Source organism: Methylocella tundrae (assembly GCF_901905185.1).
GTDB classification, from domain to species: domain Bacteria; phylum Pseudomonadota; class Alphaproteobacteria; order Rhizobiales; family Beijerinckiaceae; genus Methylocapsa; species Methylocapsa tundrae.
The window spans coordinates 139,335-155,616 of record NZ_CABFMQ020000087.1; the positions used below are offsets into that span (position 1 = coordinate 139,335).

Sequence of the window (16,282 nt, forward strand, 5' to 3'; positions counted from 1 at the left end):
AGTCTAGACACGATAAGCCCGTCGATGGAGGCGCTTATTATGCTACGGCAGCGGCAGAATTCCCATTGCCCGCGCCATCAATCCGACGCCTATGATCAGCGCGACAAGGCCCGCATAGACGAGATCTGGATGGTTGAGGAGGGCTCTCACCTTTGATCTTGCTTTCATCTTTTGCTCCATCGGCCGATTGAACCGGCCTCAGCACGAAAGATGGGACAACTGGCATAAGGGATCGAGCCGAAAGACGAAGCGCGGGCCTAAGGGAAAGATAAGGACGCGTTTACAGCAGAATGTCCTATCAGCGAGGCCGCATCCTGCTCCTTAAGCCTTTGTCTTGATGCATGACATGGGTCCGAAAACTCTGCTGCTTTTGAGCGACGGGGTCTAACCGGCGATGCGGGAGAGATCCGCGACCTCGTTCACCACGCGGCGCAGGCGCGCAAACAGCCGCAGCCGATTGAGCCGAAGTTCCGGGTCCGGCGCATTGACCGTCACCTTTTCGAAAAAGGCGTCGACCGGCGCGCGGAGCGAGGAGAGCTCCGCCATCGCGTCTTCGAACGGCCTTTGACCATCGAACCCCGGCCGTCCGACGCGCTCTTCCGCAAGCCGCAAATGCCTGCGCGCCTCGATGGCGAGGCTTTCGATCTTGTCCCACAGCGCGACTTCTTCCGGCTCTTGCAGCAAAGAGCGGTCCGGCGCTCCTTCGAAGGCGCCAATGGCCTCTTTCTTTTCTTCCGCACGCAAAATATTCGTGGCGCGGCGATAGCCCGCCAGCAGATTGACTCCATCTTCCGTGTCCAGAAAGCCGCCGAGCGCCTCGACGCGGCGGACGATCAGCAGCAGATCGTCCTGGCCCGGCAGAGCGAAAACCGCGTCGATCAGATCATGGCGGGCGCCGCGCTCGCGCAGATAGATTTTTAGGCGGTCCCCGAAAAAGGCGAGAAGCTGGGCGCAGATCTCTTCTTCCTCAACGCGCAACGCCGAGCGATCCAAAGCGCCCTGCCCGACATGATGCGAGAAGGCGGAACGTAAAATCGGCAGAAGCGGCAGCCGCAGTCTGTTTTCGAGAACGAGCGCAATCACGCCAAGGGCGGCGCGGCGCAAAGCGTATGGATCCTTGCTGCCGGTCGGCTTTTCGTCGATCGCCCAAAAGCCGACCAGAATGTCGATTTTGTCGGCCAGCGCGACGGCGACGGCGACGAGCGCATTTGGCACCCGATCGTTCGGCCCTTGCGGTTTGTAATGATCCTCGATCGCCTCGGCGACTTCAGTGCGCTCGCCCTGCGCGAGCGCGTAATAGCGGCCCATCAGTCCCTGCAGCTCGGGAAACTCGCCGACCATTTCAGAGGGCAGATCCGCCTTGGCGAGAAGCGCCGCGCGACGGGCGACTTCAGGGTCGGCGCCGATTTTTCCCGCGATGTCTTCCGCGAGCCTGACAAGCCTTCCGACCCGCGCGCGTTGCGTGCCGAGCTTTTCATGAAACACGACAGAATCAAGCTTTATGAGACGATCCTCAAGCTTGATCTTAAGATCCGTCTCCCAGAAAAACTTGGCGTCCGACAGGCGCGCGCGCACCACGCGGGCGTTGCCGGCGGCGATCGCGGCCCCGCCGTCGCTGGCGTCGATATTCGCCACCAGAGCGAATTTATGGGCGAGCCGGCCCGTCGTCGCATCGCTCAGTACGAAACATTTCTGATTGGCGCGAATGGTCGCGCGAATGACCTCCGGCGGAATTTCGAGAAAGGCCGGATCGAATTCGCCGATCAGCACGACCGGCCATTCGACCAGTCCAGCGACCTCATGCAGCAAAGCCTCATCCTCGATCAGCTCGAGGCCCTGCGCGAAGGCGAGATCGCGCGCGTCATGAAGGATGATGTTGCGCCGGCGCGCGGGATCGAGCACCACCTTGGCTTTTTCGAGGGCTGGAGCGTAATCGTCGAAACGGCGCACGAGAATTGCCCGCGGCGCCATGAAGCGATGCCCGTAAGTGACATTGCCGGCGGCGATCCCATCGACTGAAAAGGGCACCACCTCCGGGTCTTCCGTTTCCGGTCCGAAAGTGGCGAGGATCGAATGCAGCGGGCGCACCCAACGCAGCGAATCCGGCCGGATCGACGCCGCGCCCCAGCGCATCGACTTCGGCCAGGGAAAGCGCCTGACGACCGAGGGCAGAAGCTCGGCCAGAACCTCGATCGTCGCCTGCCCCTTGCGTTCGACGACCGCGATATAGAATTCGGTCTTTTTCTTCGGGTCCACTTCGATCTTCGCTTCGGAAATCGAAGCAAGGCCGGCGCTTTTCAAAAAGCCCTGCACCGCCGCGTCGGGCGCGCCGACGCGCGGGCCCTTTTTTTCCTCCCGCACGTCCGGCTGGCGCGCCGGCAATCCGGCGACATGCAAAGCGAGCCTGCGCGGCGTTACAAAACTCGCGGCGCCCTCGAACGCAAGGCCACGCTCGCCCAAAGCCTCCGTGACGAGACGTTTCAAATCATCGGCCGCCTGCGCCTGCATACGGGCCGGAATTTCCTCGGAAAACAATTCAAGAAGGAGGTCGGGCATGATCTCGTTTCGGTTTGGGCTCAGTCTTCGCGACCTCGACCGGAGGAAACCAGCCGGGCATGCGTCCGCCGCTCGAACCGTTGACTAAGCTCTGAATTTCCCTTCGCCAAGCGGAAATTTGGTCTCAGAGCGCCCCGCATCGGCCGCTTTGGAGTCGATCACGCAAATTGTGCATTCGATTCGGGCGCCCCGAGGGAACATGGAAAGCGCCCAGGCGTTGCCATAACTCCTATGGAGGCATTGCTATGAACACTCCAAGATTTCTTGCGCTTTCTGGCGCGGCCTTGATTGCCTTGACCTCAAGCGTTTCCGCGGGTCCCATGAGCATAGCGACCAGCGGTGTGGCGCCGCCGACGCAGTCTCAGATCGAAACGGTCGCCTACCGCCGCCATTACCGTCACTACGCCCATGGGCGCCATTACCATCACTACGCCTATCGGCGCCACTACTACGGCGTAAATCCCGGCGCGGCTATCGCGGGCGCGGCGCTCGGCGCACTTTCGCTCGGCGTGACAGCAGCGACGCTTGGCGACTGCGGCTTTTATGGCTGCGGATATGGCTATGGCGGCCCATATTACGGCGGCTACTATGGCGGCGGGCCCTATTATGGCGGCGGCTACTACGGTGGACGCTATGCGGGATGGGGCGGCGGAATGCGCACCGGCCGCAGCGTCGGCTTTGGCCATGCGGGCGGTTTCCATGGCGGTGGGTTCCACGGCGGCGGCGGAGGCTTCCATGGCGGAGGTTTTCATGGCGGCGGCATGCACCGCTGACCCCTTGCCTCGCGCCTGATCAGTCCTGAACGAGACCATCTCCGCCGCCGGCCGCCGTCTTGAGCCAGGCGGCGCCGCAGGCCTTGGCGAGTTCGCGAACGCGCAAAATGTAACTCTGCCGCTCGGTGACGGAGATGACCCCGCGCGCATCGAGCAGATTGAAGAGATGCGAGGCCTTGAGGCATTGGTCATAGGCAGGCAATGCCATCAGATGGCGCCCACCCCGATCGCCCGCCGCGAGCAGAGCCGCGCATTCGGCTTCGGCGTCGCGGAAATGCTGGAAGAGAAGCTCGACATTGGCCGCTTCGAAATTATAGCGCGAGTATTCTTCCTCGGCCTGCTTGAAGACATCGCCGTAAGTGACCTTGCTGTCTCCTTCGCCGCCGTTGAAATTAAGATCAAAGATGCTTTCGACGCCCTGCACATACATGGCGAGGCGCTCCAGCCCATAGGTCAATTCACCTGAAACCGGAGCACATTCGATCCCTGCGACCTGCTGAAAATAGGTAAATTGCGAGACCTCCATGCCATCGCACCAGCACTCCCAGCCAAGGCCCCAGGCGCCGAGCGTCGGGCTTTCCCAATCATCCTCGACGAAGCGTATGTCGTGCAGGCGCAGATCGACGCCAATCGCCTCGAGCGAACGCAGATAGAGCGACTGAAGATCGGGCGGCGACGGCTTCAGGATCACCTGAAACTGATAGTAATGCTGCAGCCGGTTGGGGTTTTCGCCGTAACGCCCATCCTTTGGCCGGCGCGAGGGCTGCACATAGGCCGCCTTCCACGGCCGCGGACCGAGCGAGCGCAAGGTCGTGCCCGGATGAAATGTCCCGGCGCCGACTTCCATGTCGTAAGGCTGCAGGATGACGCAGCCCTGCGCCGCCCAGAATTGCTGCAGGGTCAGCAGGAGGCCTTGAAACGAACGTGATGGAGCGAGCGCTTGGGGCGCCGCTTTTTGGGTGGATAAGGAGGTTTCGTGCGCAAGGTCGGTCATGAGGCGCCTTGTATCGCTACTCGGGATCGCATGGAAGAGCGATTGCGCCAGCGACGCGTCGACGGAACGATAAGCTCAAAAGGTCAAGATGGCGGTTCAGACAGCATGATGATCGAAGTCACGGTCGCGCCTGGGCAATTGTCAAGGCTATGTCATAATACTTTAAGTTGAAAAACAAAATGCCTGTAAAAACAAGTTTCCCATTGCGTGATGCTAACTTTCAATGCACGCTTTCATGGGAGATGATTGTTGCAAGTCAACTGGTCTCTTGATCCTCCAACGCTTGCGCTTCCGGGAGGGATAAATGAAATTTCATTGCCTATTGGCTTCCGCCGCCCTCGCCGCTTCAGTGTTTTTCATAGGCGACGTCGCCGTCCAGGCCACTCCGGCCTCCGGTCTTTCACAGGCCGGGTCCAGCATCCGCGCTTTGGAAACGCCCGCCGCTCAGCAAGGCGTCGAAAAGACCTATTACTACCGTCGCTATTACCATCGGCGCTATTACCACCCTTATTATCGCCATTACTATCGGCGCCATTACTATCGCCCTTATTATCGCAGACATTATTACCATCCATACTATCATCGCTACCGCTATTATCGTCCGTTTTACTGATAGACAGGCCAGAGTGCTTTCCGCCTGAATGAAATCATTGGAGCGATTGAAATCGCTCCAATATCAGAAGTTTGAGCATATTCTTGTCGATCAGATTAAAACGATCTGATCGGAATATGCTGTGGATAGGGATGAAAACATGCGTAGATTTGCAAAGATTTTGTGGGCCGCCGGAGCGCTTTGCGGCTTCGGTTTTGGCCTTGCGGGGCTGGCGCAGGCAATGCCGATGGCGGCCAGCGGGATCACGACCGCCGGGAGCCCGGCCTCCGCCGTGGAAAAAGCGCATTATTATCACCGTCACTATAACTATCACCACCATTACTATCATCACCATCACCACTACTATCATCGCAGGGGTTGGTGACGAGGGAGGCTCATCAAAGGAGGCGTCTCCGCCGGAGGCGCCTTTCCGATCAATAAGCTCCGGAGTTCCTACCAATCAATCGCCGCCTCGCCGCGGTGAATCGCTTCGGCCATCGCCGTGAATCGCGATCCTTCGTGTAGCGTCAGCGCCGGCGCGATCGACAAGGGCGCGCGGCTGCCCTTTTTCGCGCGCAGAAGAATGCGGATCGCCGGCGCGCCCTCGCGCGCATGCACGGGCAAGACGGTGACGCCCCCCGCGCGTCCCTCAAGGCTCGCAAGAATCGCGGCGAGATTTTCCGGCCGGTGAATAAGGATGAATGATCCGCCGGGCCGGGCGAGCGCGAGGCAGGCGGCGATCCATGCCTCGAGCGCGCCCGCGCCCTCTCCCGGCATCACATGGGCGCGGCGTTTGCCCTCGTCGGGCGATGGGCGCGACCGGCGCGCATCGAAAAAAGGCGGATTGGAGATCACAAGTCCCGCGCTTTCATCGGCGAGGCCGGCGGCCCGGCGGCTTCGCGGAGAAAGCGCATCGGCTTCGAAGACCTGCCCGCGATCCGGCATTCCGTTGAGAACGAGATTTTCCCGCGCGAGATCCGCGGTCCGCGGATCATTCTCGATCAGACCGACTTTCGCGCCTCGCCGCGTCAAGGCGAGCGTCAGGCCGGCGGCTCCGACGCCCGAACCCACGTCAAGCGCCAAACCGGCATATTCCGCTGGCGCCGCGGCGGCGAGCAAGATCGCGTCGGTGCCGGCGCGATGGCCGCGCTCAGGCTGGCGCAGGAAGAGCCGCCCGCCCAGAAATGCGTCCGGCTCGCGTGAGCGGGCCTGCGCCGGTTCAGCCATCGGATAATTCCTCGGAGAGCCCGCCCTCGGCCAACGCCGCGCGGGCTTCCGCCGCATCGTCCTCCAGGACCAGAACACGCCGCGGCAGAAAGCCCAGCGATCCCTCCAGCGCGCTCATATGCTGATCGGCGATGAAGATATCGATGCCGGCTTCACGAAGGATTGCTTCGACCAGAGAAATCAGCACAAGGTCGTTGGTGCGCAGCAGTTCGACCAATGGGCCTCCTTGGAATCACGTGCGCGCGCAAGACGCCGGAGCGCGGCTACAAGACCTCGCATGCGGCAAAAGAACCGGCAAGATGGTTCGCGCGGCTGTCGCGAGTTGAAAAGTGTCCGGGAGCGCCCTAATAAGCGCAGGCGGATCCGCGGAGTGTTGGATATTGGGCGTTGTCATTCCTTTAGAAGAAAAAGCAGAGCCCGGCATCGAGCCGCTTCTTGGCCTTGTCGGCGCGGACATGGACCGCGTCAACCAGACCATCCTCAGCCGCTCGGCTTCCGACGTGTCGATGATACCGGAAGTCGCGAACCACCTGATTTCCTCCGGCGGCAAGCGCCTTCGCCCCATGCTCACTCTGGCGACCGCCGGCTTATGCGGCTACCAGGGCTCCGGCCACATCAAGCTCGCCGCCTCGGTGGAGTTCATGCACACGGCGACGCTTCTGCATGATGACGTTGTCGACGAGAGCGACATGCGGCGCGGCAAGCTCGCGGCGCGCATGCTCTGGGGCAACGAGGCAAGCGTCCTCGTCGGCGATTTCCTGCTCGGCCAAGCCTTCAAGATGATGGTCGAGGTCGGCTCCTTGCCCTGCCTTGACGTCTTGTCCTCCGCCGCCGCCGTGATCGCGGAAGGCGAAGTCATGCAATTATCCGCCGCCAAGGATACGCAGACGAGCGAAGATGACTACCTCGCGGTGATCCGCGCCAAGACCGCCGCCTTGTTCGGCGCGGCTTCCGAGGTCGGGCCCTTGCTGGCGGGGCGCCCAAAGGCTGAAATCGCCGCCTGCCGCGGCTATGGCCTCAATCTCGGCATCGCCTTTCAGCTGATCGACGATGCGCTCGATTATGGCGGCACCTCAGCCAAGCTCGGCAAGAATGTTGGCGACGACTTCCGCGAAGGAAAGATCACCCTGCCGGTGGTGCTCTCCTTTCGCCGCGGCACGACGGAACAGCGCGAGTTCTGGCGCCGCACGCTGGAAAAGGGCGAGATCGAGGACGCCGATCTCGAAGCCGCGATCGCCACCATGCACAAGCACCGAGCCCTCGAAGATACGGTTGAACGGGCGCGCCATTATGGCGCGATGGCGCGCGACGCGCTGGAGCTCTTTCCGTCGTCTCCCTGGAAATTCGCGCTGAGCGATGTCGTCGACTTTTGCGTCAACCGCGCTTTTTGAACGGCCTGCTCCATTCTGGTACGGCGCCGCCCGTTCAGCGGTAATGGTTTCGCAAGCGTAACCGAGAATATTCAAATCGAGTGGCGGAATTGGCGCTTCGCAAGACGCCGCGAGAGCTCGGGATGAGCGTGAGACGCGTATGGGTGGGTCACGGTTCGGTTGGGCGGTGGGCGCGATCGCCCCTTGGTGGCTAGGCGTCGCGCTCGCGCTATCAATGCCCGCCGACGCGGAACAGGAGGCCGTCTCCGGCGCTTCGCTCGCGGCTTTGTCCCTGCGCGCCCCGGCTCCCCCGCAGGAGTTGATACCCCCTCAAATTCCCGGACTGGCTGGCGCGCTCCGCCAGGCGCCGGCCGCTGACTCAACTGGACGAGCAGACGCTTTCGACTCGATGCCGCGTCTGCTGCGCGAGGCGAGCCTTGTCGTCGGCGAGGCGGACCGTTCCGAGCGCCTTCCCGACGAGATTGAGCCGCGCTCTGATCTTAAGCGCAATGCCGGGAAATTCCCGACGCTCGACCGCAGCCGCAGGGCGGATCCGGTCGTCGGGCTTCGTCCGACCTTCGACACGCGCCTGCGCCAACGCGGCGGCCTCGCCAATCTGCGGGCGCACGATCTCCTGTTCGAACACGATGAAGCGTGGCCGGTCAGCGGCTTTGATGTATCAGAAGGCGATTTCGCCGGGCCGGACAGCGTCTCAGCCTTCGAGCCTTGGCCCGATGGCGAAACCCCAACGACCGCGCCCTCGGCCGCCGACGCCTCCCCGCGTCAGAATGGCGGCGCCCAGACGATGCGCCCCGCGGCGCTCACCGAGCGTCTGATGCAAGGCGCGACGCCCGAGGTCCGCCGCGCCGAGGCGCTCGCGTCAACGACGCCCGCTCCGACTGATTCGACGCCGGTTGAGGTCGCCGCCATCGCAGCGCCGCCTCAGGTCGAAGCTCCAGACGACAGCACCGCGTCCTACGTCCCGTCGCGGCCCGGCTTTGCCGCTCTGATCGGCCACGATCGCGCCGCGCAGGAGCAACGCTGCCTTGCCGAAGCCATCTATTTCGAAGCGCGCGGCGAATCCGACGAAGGACAAGCCGCGGTGGCGCAAGTCGTCATGAACCGCGTCTCAAGCGGCCTTTATCCGCCGACGATCTGCGGCGTCGTCTTCCAGAACCGGCATCGCCGCAACGCCTGCCAGTTCTCCTTCGCCTGCGAAGGCAGGGCGCTGCGCATCACCGAAGCGGAGGCCTGGCGCAGGGCCGTAAGGATCGCGGGGGAAGTCACCGCCGGCACAACCTATGTGTCCGACGTCGGAGGCGCGACCCATTATCACGCCAATTATGTCCGGCCGCGCTGGGCCAGAAGTCTTGAAAAAATGGATGTGATCGGGCATCATATATTTTACAAGCTCAGGCCGGGCCAGACTTGATGCTGATATGGGATTGTGACCGTTTTAGCCTCAAGGCATGGCTCTAGACTTCAGCCGCTGGACGTCAATACGCGCGCTTTTTATCGGCGACGCGAAAAAAATCAGCCGATCGGCTGTGAATTTGCTGGCGCCGTTCTTTCGCCGATCGCGAAAACGTGGCCGGCCAAGCAAATCCACGCACTTGCTTGGCCGACGCAAAACGGCCATGTTCGGCGTGAGAACTCACCCTGAACTCATCCCCCTCGGGGCGCCGCCTCCGGTACGGAAAAACGATCGCATGTCGCTTACGCACACATCAGTACGCAGAGAGTGTAACGAGGCCATTGCTGGCCAGCCTGCCGCCGCTCATTTCGCTCAGCGCGCCGCCACCAAGGCGCTGAACTGGCGCGGCGTGGCCCTTGGCGGTTTCGTTCTGGCGGTTCTCACGAGCTTTTTCTTGCCGGTGACCCTCGCCAGCGCCGAAGCGCGAGCGCGCGAGAATCTGGCCATCGCGGCGCCGTTCGAAGTAGGCGAGAGTCCGGCGGGCAATTACCTCGCGGCGCTTGTCGCCGGCGCCGAACGCGACACCGTCGCAGCGGCGACGTTCTTCCGTGAGGCTCTGCGATTCGATCCGCATAATCCGAAACTGATCGAGCGCGCCTTTGTCGCCTCCCTGTCAAACGGCAATATGGACGACGCCTTCAGCCTGGCGCAGCGTCTTGTCACGCGTGAGCCCGACAACAGCCTCGCCCATCTCGCGCTCGGCGTCGAAGCGATCAAGAATAAGCAGTTCGCCGCCGCGCGCGCTCATTTTGGCAGAGGCGGCGCCGGACAGCAGCGCGATATCACCGCGACGCTGCTCACCGCCTGGTGCTACCTTGGCGAGGGCAATCCCAAAAAAGCGCTGGAGCTGGTCGACCGCTTGCGCGACGAGAATTTTGCGGTGTTCCGCGATTATCATGCAGGCCTCATCGCGAATGTCGCCAATAATGTCCCGGAAGCGACGCGACGGCTGAAGGCCGCTTATGAGGCGGACAAGAATACGCTGCGCCTCGTCGATACTTACGCCCGCTTCGTCGCCAAGCGGGGCGATCCGGCCCAAGCGGCCAAGATCTATGAGGCTTTCGACCAGATCCTGCCGAGTCATCCGATCGTTGTCGCGGCGCTTGCCGACCTCAAGGCTGGCAAGCCCCTCGATTTGCTGGTCAAGAACGCGGAACAGGGCTCCGCCGAAGTCCTTTATGGCTTGGGCGCCGCCGGCGGCCGGCAGGGCGATGAGCTCGCTGCGATGATCTATCTGCGGCTGTCGCTCTACCTTGCGCCACAAAACAGCCTCGCCATCATCAGTCTCGCGGACATATACGAGCGCATCAAACAAAACGAGCAGGCGATCGACGTCTATGCGCTGGTTCCGGCAAAGGATCCGCTGCGCACCACCGCCGACGTTCAGACCGGCCTCATCCTTGAGACGCTGGGGCGCACGGAGGAATCCGCGACGTTCCTGAAGCGCATCGTCGATGAGCATCCGGACAATGGCGACGCTCTCTCGGCGCTCGGCAATCTGCAGCGCGCGCACAAGCAATATGCCGAAGCGATCGCGACCTATACGCGAGCGATCGACCAGGCCAATAAAACCGGGAAAGCGAGCTGGGCGCTTTACTATTTCCGGGGCATTTCCTACGAGCGCGACAAAAAATGGCCGCTCGCCGAGGCCGATTTCAAACAGGCTTTGACGCTTTACCCTGATCAGCCGCTCGTTTTGAATTACCTCGGCTACAGCTGGGTGGATCAGGGCGTCAATCTCGATGAAGCCTTCGCCATGCTGCACAAGGCAGTCGAACTGCAACCGACCGACGGCTACATCGTCGACAGTCTCGGCTGGGCCAATTACAAGCTCGGCCGCTACGACGAGGCAGTGAAGGAGCTGGAGCGCGCCATCGACCTTAAATCATCGGATCCGGTCATCAACGATCATCTCGGCGACGCCTATTGGCGCGTGGGACGCAAGCTCGAAGCGCACTTTCAATGGAATCACGCGCGCGATCTCGGCCCCGAGCCGGACGATAAGGAAAAGATCCTCGACAAGATCGAGCATGGCCTGCCGGACGATCCAAAGCCCGCCGCGGCGGAGGCGACTCCGAAGGAGCAAGAGCCCAAAAAGGAAAATGGCGGCTGAGGGCGCGAAGCCTTCTCTTTGACCGCCAAAGTCGGAAGCCCTCGTCCCGGGCACCTCGGGATTGCGTGGAGACGCCGAGGCTATTGACCACGAGTTGCCTTGCTAGAGCCTTTATCGATCGGATCGGTTCAATCTGATCGATAAGAACATGTTCAAGCTTTTCAAACCGGCTCAGTTTCCCTCGCGCCTTGCTCCCACTGACGCTTTCACAACGAAATCCATTGCAGCGAAATCCATTGCCTAGACTTCTCAGAGAACGCGCGCCCGCGAAAATCAATCTCACTCTGCACATCCTTGGCCGTCGCGAGGACGGCTGGCATAGGCTAGAGAGCTTTGTCGCTTTTTCCCGCACGGGCGACCTGTTGTCCTTCGTCGAGGATCAGCCCCTGGCGCTATCGATCGAAGGTCCTACAGCCCCCGCGGCGGGAAACATCGCCGACAATCTCGTGCTGCGCGCGGCGCGGCATTTCGCTGAGAGTTTTCCGGGCGCAAAACTCGGCGCGTTCCATCTTGTCAAACGGCTGCCGGTCGCAGCCGGGATTGGCGGCGGCTCGTCGGACGCCGCGGCGGCCCTCCGGCTTCTCGCCCGCGCCAATGGCGTTTCGCTCGACGATGAAAGATTGATCGCGGCCGCTCGCAAGACCGGCGCGGACGTTCCCGTGTGTCTTGCGGCGCGCGCCCGCATGATGCGGGGGCTTGGCGAAGAACTCGGACCTTTGCTGAAGCTGCCGCCGCTCATTGGCCTGATCGTCAATCCCGGCGCGCCGCTCGAGACCAGACATGTATTCGCGCGCATGAATATCCCGCCGGGCGGCTCGACTGCCTTCGGCGGACATCCCGAGCTTTCTTCCGGCATGCATGTCGAGGATTTGGTCGGCGCCTTGGGCAAGGGCCGCAACGACATGGAATCGGCGGCTTGCCGGCTTGCTCCCATCATCGGCGACGTGCTCGCGGTCTTGAGCGCCGCGCCCGGATGCCGCCTCGCGCGGATGTCGGGATCGGGGGCGACCTGCTTCGCCCTTTTCAAGGATTGCAAATCCGCCGCGCGCGCGAAAAAAGCAATTCTTCGTGCGCATCCGGGCTGGTGGGTCAAGAGCTGCGTCTTGAACTGAGGCAAGGCCGACTGGCTTTTCGAGGTCTTTCCGGGGCATGCGGAGCCGCCCGTCAGGACTCTCGCGATGAGCAAGGTAAGGATTACTCCAGATAACTGAGATAGGCGGCGACGGCTGCTATTTGCGCCTGCGTCAGCTTGTGTGCAATCGGCTCCATGATAGCTGATGTGTCTGGATGCGCCGGATCCTGACCTCGCTCTTTGGTCCAGTTCGTCAGCTTGTTGAAGATGTAGTCATTGAGCTGGCCGGCCAAGCGGGGAAACGAGCCGTCGCCCTTAGCCTCCGGACCGTGACAGGAAGCGCATGGGGGAACATCGGCGCTGGGAAGTCCGTCCTCGAAGATCGTTTTACCCTCTGCGACAAGCTCCTTCGGAGCGCCGCCCAATGGTTTGGGATTGAGTTCCTTGAACCGCTCGGCCAGGCCATCGATCATCTCCGGGCTCAACACATGGGCCACGTTGAACATGACGGGGTTCGTGCGCCTGCGCTCGATAAAGGCCCGCAACTGATTCTCGATGTACTCGGGCTGCTGACCGGCAAGCCGCGGCATGGGATAAGCTCCGCGAAAACCCTGCCCCGACACCCCATGACATGTTCTGCAATAATCAAACTTGGCCTGGAGCTCCTGCGCCGGAACGGTGCCCTTTTGGTTTTCTTCCGCGTGACCGGCTGTTGTGAAAGCAATTGCGAGAATTGCGGCGCGCCACGGGGACATTGAGCTTATGATTTTCATGATCCGGCCTCCAACATTATCTCACGCCGCGACATGACTGACGCACTGATCGAGACCGAGGCGGCGGCTTGGGGCGCCGGCCGCTGACAAAGGCCTCCCTCTTCCGCGCTGGCGCCTCGAACATCTTTTTCAGTCATAACCGAGAGCGGCCCAACTGAAAAACTGAACTTCCCCACCAATTCGCTTTTACGCTCGGAAAACAGTTCTTCTTAGTGGACGGCGGTGAAACGAGAATTGTTCTACATCAAAGGACATTGTAGAAGGATACGATAATTGTTAGCGCGCGCAATTGCCTTCGGCTCTATCTCGCCAAAGCAAGCTGATCGAACAGCCGCTTAAGTCCGGTTCCCACTGATGGCGGGAAGGTCAGTTGGCCAATAATATAGAGCAAGGGCGGAGACCGGATCATGAAGGTCATTAGCTTACGATTGGCGTTTCAAACAGCAATCCTTGCATTGGTGTTCGCCGCGCCGGGTCGCGCGGAAGTGAAAGGCCCGACCGACCCTTCGCCGCAAGGGCTGCAGGCGAAGCTGACATATTGCAAAACCTGCCACGGACTGTCGGCGGAGGGCTATCGCGGATATTATCCCATGCCGCGACTCGCGGGGCAGCAGCCGGTATACATCGAGAATCAGTTGCGGGCCTTTATTGAGCGCAGGCGCACGAACCCCGTCATGTTCAACGTAGCCCATGTGTTGAGCCCGGAGATGGTCGCGGCCCTGGCCGCGCATCTCAAGGAGCTCAATCCCGCTCCATACGGCGGCGCTCCTAAGGGATCGCTGGCCTTGGGAAAGACAATCTTTGAGCAGGGATTACCTGAGTCCAACGTTCCTGCGTGCTCCGCTTGCCACGGTCCGGAGGGCAACGGTAAAGACGAAATTCCCCGGTTGGCGGGTCAACTCTTCTGGTACACCGAAAAAACAATGACGAACTGGACCAAAGAGCGAGGTCACGGCTCTGTGAAAGACACATCGGCCATTATGGTGCCGACTACGCACGACTTGAGCCAATCACAGATTGCCGCCGTCGCGGCTTACGTAAGCTACCTGAAGTGAATCCGATCGTTTTATAGGGCGCCGGTTTCGATGAATGCATAAAGCGCGAGAACTCGGATCATGAAGCTCATCAGGTCAAAACTAGCAATTCTGGCGATCATTTCCGTTGCTGCCGGTCCACTGTCAGCGGATGAGTCCCTGCCCGTGCGAAATTGCACCTGGTGCCACGGGTCCTCGGCGCAAGGATTTATGATGGCGCCACGATTGGCCGGACAGAGAGATCAATACATTGGAAATCAGCTTCTGAGCTTTCGCGACCACATCCGGGATAATCCGCTTTCGAGGCAATATATGTGGGGCGCCGCGGCAAACCTCAGTGCCCAGACGGTGCATGACTTATCAGCTTATTTTTCGACCTTGCCGACCCTGCCCGCCGATGACGGAGATCGGCAGCTGGCAGCCGCGGGAAGAACGATCTACGAGCAGGGAATCGCCGAATCCAACATCGTGTCCTGCCTCGTCTGTCATGGCCCAAATGCAGAAGGGGTCAGAGAAATTCCCCGTTTGGGAGGACTATCCTATTCCTACCTAAAAAGAAGGCTCGAGCAGTGGGGCGAAGGGTTTCACGCAGCCGCTGGCCCGATGCCGCACATTGCAAGCACATTGTCTCCAAACGAAATTGACGCCCTCGCCTCATACCTGAGCTTCGTCGGATCCGCTTCCGTGGAATGATTGTGCGGCGACATCTTTTTCCGCGCGCGTTTTGGCGTTGAGGAGTCGGACCGCAGAAGGCGCCCCTTGGCCGCCCGAGCCCTTATCTTCTGATCGCCGCTGTTTTCATGCGCCGAACATGGCTCTTTCGATGGCCGCTCTCGGTTGGAGTCGGTCGAGTTTCAAACGTGCTGCGCGACAGCGCCATCGCCATTGAAATGGCGATGGCTGTGGGCTAAGGTTTCGCCGTCGCGGGCGTAGTTCAATGGCAGAACGGAAGCTTCCCAAGCTTCATACGAGGGTTCGATTCCCTTCGCCCGCTCCACGCCTTCCGCGAGGCGGCTTGATAGCCGACCGCCGTTCCACCAACGCCACCCATTGCCAGAAGCACGAGGATTCGCGTCAGTGTGCCGACTGGGCGCTCGCTTCAGTGTCGGGGCTGGCTTTAACGCGAAGCACGGCCGGGTCATCAAGATCGCGCCTGGTTTGGATCCTGAAAGCCTCCGCGAGCAAAAATGCGTCGCGCTCGATCGCGCCGGAGGGCGCCATCCGAACGGCGCCGATGCGTTCAAGCGTAATCGTATCTTGCGCTGAAGCCGCGCCGATCATGGCCTGAAGAATCAGCGCCGCGAAGAGGTGAGCCGGCAACCGAGGTTTGATCTTCATGTCGCAAATATTCAAAGTCACGGCACGATCTCCTTTCGTGCGTCGCTGGGCTTTGCCCGAGCGCGCTTCTGTCCTGGCGACTGATCGCCAGAGACGCGGCGCCCCGCGAGGGCTGCGCCAATAGATTTCGAGGATGATGTTTTTAGCTTGCGGTAAGCTTGCGCTGCACAATGCCGTTTTGCAACGCACCAAATTGTCTCAGGGGGATGCTGCCCCGCCTGACCTTCTCAAGCGTTTTTGGGGTTTCGCCTGCGCCGCAGGCCGTAGTCCCTGAATTTCTCGACCGTTCTCGCGACCTCGGCATCGCTGAGAATATGCGGCGTCCCTATTTGTAGCGCCGCCGCATATTGCCGGGCAAGCGTCTCCAGTTCGACCGCCAGCCACAGCGCCTCGCTCAGATCGGGCCCTGTCGCGATCATGCCGTGATTGGCGAGCAGCGCGCAGGCGCGGTCCTCAATCGCTTCCAGAACCGCGACAGAGAGTTCCGGCGTGCCATAGCTTTCATAACGCGCGCACCGGATCGTCGGGCCGCCCGCCGCAGCGATCATATAATGCGCCGCCGGAATTTCCATGCGGCACATGGCGAAAGCCGTGCAATAGACCGGATGTGCGTGCACGACCGCGTTGACCTCGGGCCGATGGCCCAGAATATCGCGATGGAACCGCCACTCGGAGGAAGCGACGAGATCGTGCTCGTAGACGCCATCCATCGTCATGAAGACGATGTCGTCGGCGCTCATCTCGTCATACGGCAGGCCGGACGGCGTGATCAAAAGCCCGTCGGTCCAGCGAACCGAAATATTGCCCGCGGTTCCCTGATTGACCCCGAGCCGCGCCAGGCTGCGGCAGCCGTCGATGATGGATTGTCGAACGGCGAATTCTCTGGTTTTCGCCAATTTCCCTCTCTCAACGCAAATCACGCTATGATCCGGGGGCTCATTTCTGAACTGGCCTTGCGGCAAAGCA

At 61.2% G+C, this 16,282-nt stretch carries 17 protein-coding genes and 1 tRNA gene; 10 read left to right on the forward strand and 8 right to left on the reverse strand.

Annotated elements, in window-relative coordinates; all coding sequences use genetic code 11:
- Positions 1 to 42: 42 nt before the first annotated feature.
- Positions 43 to 168 carry a hypothetical protein gene (locus tag MPC4_RS21505; protein WP_280514802.1) on the reverse strand — a complete coding sequence of 42 codons (126 nt, stop codon included), beginning with the start codon at positions 166 to 168 and terminating at the stop codon, positions 43 to 45.
- A gap of 216 nt (positions 169 to 384) precedes the next feature.
- Complete coding sequence (glyS, locus tag MPC4_RS13085) at positions 385 to 2,556, reverse strand: glycine--tRNA ligase subunit beta (RefSeq protein ID WP_174512893.1); 2,172 nt, start codon at positions 2,554 to 2,556, stop codon at positions 385 to 387.
- 245 nt (positions 2,557 to 2,801) lie between these two features.
- On the opposite strand from glyS, the gene MPC4_RS20945 reads away from it, so the two are divergent.
- Positions 2,802 to 3,329: a hypothetical protein gene (locus MPC4_RS20945; RefSeq protein WP_210253643.1), complete on the forward strand. Its 528-nt coding sequence runs from the start codon at positions 2,802 to 2,804 to the stop codon at positions 3,327 to 3,329.
- Positions 3,330 to 3,348: 19 nt separating this feature from the next.
- On the opposite strand, the gene MPC4_RS13095 is transcribed toward MPC4_RS20945, so the two are convergent.
- On the reverse strand, positions 3,349 to 4,323 hold the full coding sequence (locus tag MPC4_RS13095) for a glycine--tRNA ligase subunit alpha (protein ID WP_174512894.1): 975 nt from the start codon (positions 4,321 to 4,323) through the stop codon (positions 3,349 to 3,351).
- Between the two features lie 304 nt (positions 4,324 to 4,627).
- Between MPC4_RS13095 and MPC4_RS13100 the strand changes: the two genes are divergently transcribed.
- Positions 4,628 to 4,936 carry a hypothetical protein gene (locus MPC4_RS13100; protein WP_174512895.1) on the forward strand — a complete coding sequence of 103 codons (309 nt, stop codon included), beginning with the start codon at positions 4,628 to 4,630 and terminating at the stop codon, positions 4,934 to 4,936.
- Between the two features lie 139 nt (positions 4,937 to 5,075).
- Entirely contained in the window at positions 5,076 to 5,300 is a 225-nt protein-coding gene (locus MPC4_RS13105; RefSeq protein ID WP_174512896.1) for a hypothetical protein, read from the forward strand.
- 68 nt (positions 5,301 to 5,368) lie between these two features.
- On the opposite strand, the gene MPC4_RS13110 is transcribed toward MPC4_RS13105, so the two are convergent.
- A complete protein-coding gene (locus MPC4_RS13110) occupies positions 5,369 to 6,142 on the reverse strand; it encodes a tRNA1(Val) (adenine(37)-N6)-methyltransferase (RefSeq protein WP_174512897.1) in 774 nt (257 codons plus the stop codon).
- Entirely contained in the window at positions 6,135 to 6,359 is a 225-nt protein-coding gene (locus tag MPC4_RS13115) for a putative signal transducing protein (RefSeq protein ID WP_134486937.1), read from the reverse strand. Before MPC4_RS13115 ends, MPC4_RS13110 begins: the two co-directional genes overlap by 8 nt.
- Before the next feature lie 163 nt (positions 6,360 to 6,522).
- Here MPC4_RS13115 and MPC4_RS13120 point away from each other — a divergent pair, with 163 nt between their 5' ends.
- The 4 genes from MPC4_RS13120 (at position 6,523) to MPC4_RS13135 (ending at position 12,211) form a co-directional block, all read left to right on the forward strand.
- The gene (locus tag MPC4_RS13120) at positions 6,523 to 7,533 is read left to right on the forward strand and encodes a polyprenyl synthetase family protein (protein ID WP_134486933.1); all 1,011 of its coding nucleotides are present in this window, start codon (positions 6,523 to 6,525) and stop codon (positions 7,531 to 7,533) included.
- 139 nt (positions 7,534 to 7,672) lie between these two features.
- The gene (locus MPC4_RS13125; RefSeq protein ID WP_174512898.1) at positions 7,673 to 8,944 is read left to right on the forward strand and encodes a cell wall hydrolase; all 1,272 of its coding nucleotides are present in this window, start codon (positions 7,673 to 7,675) and stop codon (positions 8,942 to 8,944) included.
- A gap of 277 nt (positions 8,945 to 9,221) precedes the next feature.
- A complete protein-coding gene (locus MPC4_RS13130; protein ID WP_174512899.1) occupies positions 9,222 to 11,099 on the forward strand; it encodes a tetratricopeptide repeat protein in 1,878 nt (625 codons plus the stop codon).
- Positions 11,100 to 11,335: 236 nt separating this feature from the next.
- Positions 11,336 to 12,211, forward strand: coding sequence for a 4-(cytidine 5'-diphospho)-2-C-methyl-D-erythritol kinase (locus tag MPC4_RS13135; RefSeq protein ID WP_174512900.1), 876 nt, complete (start codon positions 11,336 to 11,338; stop codon positions 12,209 to 12,211).
- Between the two features lie 82 nt (positions 12,212 to 12,293).
- Here MPC4_RS13135 and MPC4_RS13140 read toward each other — a convergent pair whose 3' ends face one another.
- On the reverse strand, positions 12,294 to 12,761 hold the full coding sequence (locus tag MPC4_RS13140) for a c-type cytochrome (protein ID WP_244629001.1): 468 nt from the start codon (positions 12,759 to 12,761) through the stop codon (positions 12,294 to 12,296).
- Positions 12,762 to 13,351: 590 nt separating this feature from the next.
- On the opposite strand from MPC4_RS13140, the gene MPC4_RS13145 reads away from it, so the two are divergent.
- The 3 genes from MPC4_RS13145 (at position 13,352) to MPC4_RS13155 (ending at position 14,975) form a co-directional block, all read left to right on the forward strand.
- A complete protein-coding gene (locus tag MPC4_RS13145) occupies positions 13,352 to 13,999 on the forward strand; it encodes a c-type cytochrome (protein WP_174512902.1) in 648 nt (215 codons plus the stop codon).
- A gap of 60 nt (positions 14,000 to 14,059) precedes the next feature.
- Positions 14,060 to 14,671, forward strand: a complete 612-nt coding sequence (locus tag MPC4_RS13150; RefSeq protein ID WP_174512903.1) for a c-type cytochrome — start codon at positions 14,060 to 14,062, stop codon at positions 14,669 to 14,671.
- Between the two features lie 230 nt (positions 14,672 to 14,901).
- Positions 14,902 to 14,975 (forward strand) — tRNA-Gly (locus MPC4_RS13155).
- A 77-nt stretch (positions 14,976 to 15,052) separates the two neighbouring features.
- Here the strand turns inward: MPC4_RS13155 and MPC4_RS13160 are convergent.
- Both MPC4_RS13160 and MPC4_RS13165 read right to left on the reverse strand, forming a co-directional pair.
- On the reverse strand, positions 15,053 to 15,337 hold the full coding sequence (locus tag MPC4_RS13160) for a hypothetical protein (RefSeq protein ID WP_174512904.1): 285 nt from the start codon (positions 15,335 to 15,337) through the stop codon (positions 15,053 to 15,055).
- A 206-nt stretch (positions 15,338 to 15,543) separates the two neighbouring features.
- On the reverse strand, positions 15,544 to 16,212 hold the full coding sequence (locus tag MPC4_RS13165) for a class II aldolase/adducin family protein (protein ID WP_174512905.1): 669 nt from the start codon (positions 16,210 to 16,212) through the stop codon (positions 15,544 to 15,546).
- Positions 16,213 to 16,282 lie beyond the last annotated feature (70 nt).